Below are 5,423 nucleotides of genomic sequence, written 5' to 3' on the forward strand. Positions count from 1 at the left end.
ACTCGGGTGGCAATTCCTTCAGAAACGCTTCAAACGCAAGATCGACGGGCTGAGGGGCGTGGAGCATGGCAGCAAAAAGCTAACACATCGCACCTCTCCACTGATTTTCAAGGGCTTGTCGGCTATGTTGGCGCTTATGGGCGTCGATCCCCGGCGGGTCGGGGCGCTCGCGCTGCTCGATGGGGAGTCGCCTTTCTGAGGGTGGACGCTTGGGAGGTAGCCCCCTCGCAAGCGTCCGGTTCCACACGATGTCACTGCACATTCACCACGTAGGAGAATTGAGTATGTTCCGGAAAGCGGAACGACGCCAAGCCAAACTTCGGCTGGCCCTGTGCGGCCCCTCGGGAGCGGGGAAAACCTATTCGGCGCTGCTGATCGCGCAGGGTCTGGTTCCGGGTGGAAAAATTGCCTTGATCGATACCGAGCGCGGCAGCGGCGAACTCTATGCGGATCTGACGCCCTATGACGTCGCCCCGCTGGAACCGCCCTATGCGCCGTCGCGCTACATCGCCCTGATCCAACAGGCGGCGCAAGACGGCTACGACGTGCTGGTGATCGATTCGCTGTCCCATGCGTGGAGCGGCGCCGGGGGCATTCTGGATCTGCACGACCAAGCGACCGCCGCCGACCGCGCGCGCAACAGTTTTATGGCGTGGCGTGAAGTCACCCCGCAGCACCACCAGCTTGTCGATACCATCCTTGGCGTCAACCTGCATGTCCTCGTGACGCTGCGCACCAAGACCGCCTATGAAATCGTTGAAAACGACAAAGGAAAAAAGGAACCCATCAAAATTGGGCTCGCTCCGGTGCAACGCGAGGGGTTGGAGTACGAATTCACCACGGTGATGGATTTATCGGTGGACCGCCATGTCGCGACCGCCACGAAAGATCGCACGCGCCTCTTCGAGGGGACGCATTTTGTGCCGAGCGTCGCGACCGGGGAGGCTTTGCGGGCGTGGTTAAACACCGGGATCGATCCGGTGGAAGACAGTCAGCAGAGGTTGCGCACGCTCAAGCGCGCGGCTAGCCAGATCAAAACGGTGCCGCAACTCAGCCAGTGGTGGCGACAACAGAGCGCCCACATCGCGCGCCTGATCCCGGCGGATCGGGACATCCTGACCGCGCATTGCAGCGACCGTAAGCTCGCCCTCCTGGAACGGGAGACGGTGTCGGCCCCAAAAAAAGGGCTGGCGATCCAGGGCGAGACGGAGACGCCCGCGCGCGACGCCGTGAGCCACTGAACCAGGATTTTGCCACTAACGCGGTCTTCGCGGATCGCGTGTTGTGCAGGAGTTATTTCGATGAGCGCGAAAGCGACCCTGACCTTGTACGAACTCTCCACCGACTATTTAACCGCCCTGGAGGAACTGGCCGACCGGGATGATCTGCCCCCGGACGCCATCGCCGATACCTTGGACGGCTTGGCGGGCGCGTGGGAAGACAAAGCCCTGAATGTCGCGCGGTATGTGCGCCACCTGGAGGTGGAAGCCGCCGCCATCGAGGCCGTGAAACACCGCCTGGACGCGCGCGCCAAAGCCCTGGGGAACTACGCGACCCGCCTGAAGGGATATTTAAAAACCGAGTTGGACCGCACCGGGCTCCGACCGAAAGCGCCGGATTTGGCGTTGCGGTTGCAGAACAATCCGCCCGCCGTGGTGGTCGACGATGTCACGCGCATTCCGGCGCTGTATTCCCGCACCGAGACCCTGACCACGCTGCGGAAAGCCGAGATCGCGACGGCGTTAAAAGCCGGTCAGACCATTGCCGGGGTGCATTTGGAGCAGACGCAACGAGTGGTCATTACCTGACGCGTCCGAGCGGCGCGCGGATTTCCGGTTCTGCATCGCTCAGGAGTATATTTGATCGCCAATATTGATGTTTCGAGCGGGCGGTTATGAAGACGAGTGAGGAGATCCGAGAAGACATTGGCCACCGGATCAAGGTCCGGCGGGTCGAATTAAAACTCCAACAAAAAGAATTAGGCGAATTGATGGGGGTACCGCAGTCGCAAATTTCCGGCTGGGAGGCGGGGCGTCGTGCCATGCGACTAGAGCAGGCGGTGATGCTGGCCGCCGTGCTGCAAACCTCGGTGGCCTATCTGGTGGGCGAAACGCCGGCACGGGCGCTGGCCGACACGGCGGTGGAGCCCGCGAAGGCGGTGTAAATGAGACGAACACAAGGGGCGTCGAGATGCCAGCGATTTATGTGTTATCCGTGGGCGTCGATGCGCAACGGCCCCCCGACGCGGTCGCCTGGGATGCCTATGCACAGGATGCCACCTTGGTGCAGGCGGCCGTCGTCGGTGCGTCCACCTTGTACCCGCAGGTGCATTGCCGCGTCCTCACGGGCGCGCACGCGACCCGTGCGAAGGTCTTCGCCGGTTTGCGCTGGCTCGCCGAGCACGTACAACGCGACGATGTAGCGCTTCTGTTTTTCTCCGCGCACGGCGAGTGGGATGCGCGCGCGGGATATTTGATGCATCTGGCGCCCGACCGACCGCCCACGCCAGCGGTGTTGGGGGGGCACGAACTCCTGGCCGCGCTCGCCCCCCTGCGGGGAACCACGCTGGTGCTACTCGATACCTGCCATGCGGCGGGGCTTCTGACGCCCGCGCTGCATCCGCTGCCCGCGAGCTTTCTCCTGGCGTGCCACGCCACGGAAGCGTCCTACGGGCAAACGCCGCGCCGGAACCGTCCGCATGGGTATTTTGTGCAAGCGTTCAGCGAGGCGCTGGCCGGGCGCGCCGCGCGCACGGCGCAGGGCCTGGTTACGGTGCAGGCGGTCGGCGAGTATTTGACGCTCCGGATCCCGCTGCTGTGTCCGCACCAAACGCCGGTGGCGGCGATCCGTGCGGACAGCGCGGCGGTAGGTTTGGTGCGGATCGCCCCGACGAGCCAACGCCGCCATCCGTTTGGACAACCCGCTGCGGTCGCTCCGGACGGTCCGGAGGTCGCGACCTTTGCCGCCACGGTGCGCTTGAACGGGGATCGCCGGGATGCGAATGCGCGGGCGTGGCAGACGCTGACGACGCGGCGGGACGACGACGGGCTGCTGGGGCACTGGGACAGTCGCTGGAAACGGACCGCGTCGCGGACCTGGCAGGTGGGTCGGGCCGAGATAAAACGTTGCGGACAGCGGGTCTCGATTCTCTATCGCGACGCCGGGAGTGCGTATTTAATCGAGGCCCGCACGGTCGGTCCGGATCGGCTGGTCGGGCGTTACGTGAATCTGGGCGAAGAGACGGATACGTCGCCGTGGGTCGGTCGCATCGTCAACCCTGACCGGATCGACGGGCAATGGAACGGCGGACGCTGGGATTTACGCCGGGGCGCGACCTGACTGTCGCGAGGTCCAACGTCGCTGAAGTTTAACGTGAAAAATGATTCCGTGCCGTCTTTACGGTGTCGTTCAGGACGAAAGCAGCCGCTTGTGGGGTGGGCGAGCATGATGGTGAAGAATTTGCGATAGTGCTATTTTCTATGAATTCTGTGATTTCCTCGGACATGAGTTATTTGAGACGATTTAGAATATATTGGCGATGGCATGCTTTGCACAGGTCAATTTTTCTTTACCTGTAATCTGGATGCCATTTTTAACGACGTAGTTATAGTGCAGCTTGGGCCGTTTGGCATTGTTTTTTTACTCGTCATATAAATGAGAGATCTGCCAAGATGCCAAGTCAGTTCAGAGCGTCGGCCGTAGACCCTTCCAGAGATAGAAATGTACTGTCTAATGAATTCTGTCGAGTACGGTCAGCGTGGAATCTGTCCAGTACCATAATGACGGATTCTGTCTCACTCACCATTTTATTCTTGACACAATCATGGAAATTGAACGCTCGTTAGAACCGCTTACTGTCGACGACCTCAAGGAGTTGTACGTGGGTAGCATAAAACGCCTACGCGAATATTTCGTTCTAGGTCGAGGCATAAAATGGAAAGATCTTTACAGCATTGAAAAACCACTAGCCGCAGCGCTATGTCAAGGCGGTGCGATGCACTATTATGATTTGAGGAATGGTATTAAGGATTTTGATGTCTGGTTTTTTTATCCGTTCAAAGAAAAACATTTACCCGTATCGAACGATTTGGAATTGGGACTACCAAAACCATAAGTTCGGACGACACCCAACAATACCGGGATACGAAGGAAGGAAAGTAGATGTCTTAGTAAGGTCAATAAAATCGTATGTACATAATGATCCCGTTAATACAATCCATCAATTCCTTCAGCATGAAAATACATCCTCATCAAGGGAGCTAGCTAAGAAAGGTGTCGTAATGCTTTCCCCAGAATCGCTTTTAGGAAAAGTTGTGTGGTACAAACAAAAAATATAATATTTAAGAGCGGATCCTTTAGACGGCGCTGCGCTCATTCTAGCGGGACCGCTTCACCGAGCGTTAGGCAGCTATGAGGGGTAGTCTTGAATAGAAAAGAGGCGCTAACAAAACTGAGGGGGAGAGTCTCCGGTGACAGCGCACACTTTTCTAACGTAAACACAGCAAAACCGGTTTGGTGGCTCGATATCCCGGCGGTTAAGATTACCTCGGGAAAGATAAATTTACTGACGTTCGTACTGTATGACCAAAAAGAAAATGTGCTCCACATCCTCGAAATCCCCACGGATTTTCTTAGAAACAACATTGACCATCTGTATCCGCGACCAGACAAAGAGATGTTTAGCTTTCAATTATCAGCAGAGCGCGCAAACAAATTCGAGAGCGTGAAGCCAGCCGGCTCTGACCTACAGTTCGGTCAATTTCTAAAAGAGTCAGTTCGTGTGTAGGAAACCGCAGTCCGACAAAGCGCTCCAACCGACGGAATTGTCTTCGCTTCAGGTCGGCAAATCAGAGGATTGGCGGCAATGTAGGATCTAGGATAACAAGCGGTTCAAGAACGGACTCCGCAGACGGCGCGGTGCTTCTACTGAAACAGCGTACCAGCAAAGCCGCTTAACGGGGCGTTCGCTTCCTAGCTCACACGCAACTGAGGCAACCAGTTTGGCATCTCTTGTCTATATCGAAACCTCAGTGATCAGCTATCTGACATCGCGGCCCAGTCGGGATATCGTGATCGCGGGTCGCCAAGCAATTTCTCAGGATTGGTGGCAGTACGAAAGACCACGCTTTGAACTCAGAATTTCGGCGCTGGTAGAAGAAGAAATAAGCCGTGGCGATTCTTCTGCCGCCGTCCGTCGGCTGGATTTCGTCGCTGGCATCCCAAGTTTAGCGATTTCCGAGAACGCCGTGGACTTAGCCAAACGCCGGATCGACAAAGGTGCGATAAGTACTTCATTACAATTGTTTGTAGGAATGCAAATATGGTATTAGTTAAATTGAATCTTATATTCTTTTCCATATGATAATAAGATTCCCCGAAGTTCAGCTTCAAGTAATTTAAAATTCTTATAAGCCGAGTTTGGC

General features: G+C 56.9%; 8 protein-coding genes. All 8 read left to right on the forward strand.

Annotated elements, in window-relative coordinates:
* A partial coding sequence (locus tag QZY07_RS20925; protein WP_295406905.1) for a hypothetical protein occupies positions 1 to 199 on the forward strand: 199 nt, incomplete at its 5' end.
* An 85-nt stretch (positions 200 to 284) separates the two neighbouring features.
* A complete protein-coding gene (locus QZY07_RS20930) occupies positions 285 to 1,241 on the forward strand; it encodes an ATP-binding protein (RefSeq protein ID WP_295406908.1) in 957 nt (318 codons plus the stop codon).
* A gap of 60 nt (positions 1,242 to 1,301) precedes the next feature.
* Entirely contained in the window at positions 1,302 to 1,808 is a 507-nt protein-coding gene (locus QZY07_RS20935; protein ID WP_295406911.1) for a siphovirus Gp157 family protein, read from the forward strand.
* 86 nt (positions 1,809 to 1,894) lie between these two features.
* Positions 1,895 to 2,164, forward strand: a complete 270-nt coding sequence (locus QZY07_RS20940; RefSeq protein ID WP_295406913.1) for a helix-turn-helix transcriptional regulator — start codon at positions 1,895 to 1,897, stop codon at positions 2,162 to 2,164.
* Positions 2,165 to 2,190: 26 nt separating this feature from the next.
* Positions 2,191 to 3,339 carry a caspase family protein gene (locus tag QZY07_RS20945; RefSeq protein WP_295406916.1) on the forward strand — a complete coding sequence of 383 codons (1,149 nt, stop codon included), beginning with the start codon at positions 2,191 to 2,193 and terminating at the stop codon, positions 3,337 to 3,339.
* Positions 3,340 to 3,823: 484 nt separating this feature from the next.
* Positions 3,824 to 4,114, forward strand: a complete 291-nt coding sequence (locus QZY07_RS20950; RefSeq protein WP_295406919.1) for a hypothetical protein — start codon at positions 3,824 to 3,826, stop codon at positions 4,112 to 4,114.
* Positions 4,115 to 4,423: 309 nt separating this feature from the next.
* Positions 4,424 to 4,786 carry a hypothetical protein gene (locus tag QZY07_RS20955; protein ID WP_295406921.1) on the forward strand — a complete coding sequence of 121 codons (363 nt, stop codon included), beginning with the start codon at positions 4,424 to 4,426 and terminating at the stop codon, positions 4,784 to 4,786.
* Between the two features lie 214 nt (positions 4,787 to 5,000).
* Positions 5,001 to 5,330, forward strand: coding sequence for a hypothetical protein (locus tag QZY07_RS20960; RefSeq protein ID WP_295406924.1), 330 nt, complete (start codon positions 5,001 to 5,003; stop codon positions 5,328 to 5,330).
* Positions 5,331 to 5,423: the final 93 nt, after the last annotated feature.

The organism is uncultured Thiocystis sp. (assembly GCF_903866365.1).
Lineage (GTDB): Bacteria > Pseudomonadota > Gammaproteobacteria > Chromatiales > Chromatiaceae > Chromatium.